Genomic DNA, 1159 nt, shown 5'->3' on the forward strand with positions numbered 1-1159 from the left:
AAAAATAATCGCTAGTGTTCGAAAGAACACTCACAGATTAATAACTATATTAGATTAAGTTATTAAGGGCGCACGGTGGATGCCTTGGCACTAGAAGCCGATGAAGGACGTTACTAACGACGATATGCTTTGGGTAGCTGTAAGTAAGCGTTGATCCAGAGATTTCCGAATGGGGAAACCCAGCACAAGTTATGTTGTGTTATCGACAAGTGAATTCATAGCTTGTCAGAAGGCAGACCCGGAGAACTGAAACATCTTAGTACCCGGAGGAAGAGAAAGAAAATTCGATTCCCTGAGTAGCGGCGAGCGAAACGGGAAGAGCCCAAACCAATAAGCTTGCTTATTGGGGTTGTAGGACACTCTATACGGAGTTACAAAGGAATATATTAAACGAATCATCTGGAAAGTTGAATCAAAGAAGGTAATAATCCTGTAGTTGAAAATATATTCTCTCTTGAGTGGATCCTGAGTACGACGGAGCACGTGAAATTCCGTCGGAATCTGGGAGGACCATCTCCTAAGGCTAAATACTCTCTAGTGACCGATAGTGAACCAGTACCGTGAGGGAAAGGTGAAAAGTACCCCGGAAGGGGAGTGAAAGAGAACTTGAAACCGTGTGCTTACAAGTAGTCAGAGCCCGTTAATGGGTGATGGCGTGCCTTTTGTAGAATGAACCGGCGAGTTACGATCTGATGCAAGGTTAAGCAGAAAATGTGGAGCCGTAGCGAAAGCGAGTCTGAATAGGGCGTGTAGTATTTGGTCGTAGACCCGAAACCAGGTGATCTACCCATGGTCAGGTTGAAGTTCAGGTAACACTGAATGGAGGACCGAACCGACTTACGTTGAAAAGTGAGCGGATGAACTGTGGGTAGCGGAGAAATTCCAATCGAACTTGGAGATAGCTGGTTCTCTCCGAAATAGCTTTAGGGCTAGCCTCAAGTGATGATTATTGGAGGTAGAGCACTGTTTGGACGAGGGGCCCCTCTCGGGTTACCGAATTCAGACAAACTCCGAATGCCAATTAATTTAACTTGGGAGTCAGAACATGGGTGATAAGGTCCGTGTTCGAAAGGGAAACAGCCCAGACCACCAGCTAAGGTCCCAAAATATATGTTAAGTGGAAAAGGATGTGGCGTTGCCCAGACAACTAGGATGTTGG

At 45.7% G+C, this 1159-nt stretch carries 1 rRNA gene; it reads left to right on the forward strand.

Annotation, left to right across the window (positions count from 1 at the left end):
• Positions 1-52 precede the first annotated feature (52 nt).
• A 23S ribosomal RNA gene (locus CD034_RS01505) occupies positions 53-1159 on the forward strand; the annotation flags it as partial.

The organism is Staphylococcus hominis subsp. hominis, assembly GCF_002901845.1.
Classification (GTDB): Bacteria; Bacillota; Bacilli; order Staphylococcales; family Staphylococcaceae; genus Staphylococcus; species Staphylococcus hominis.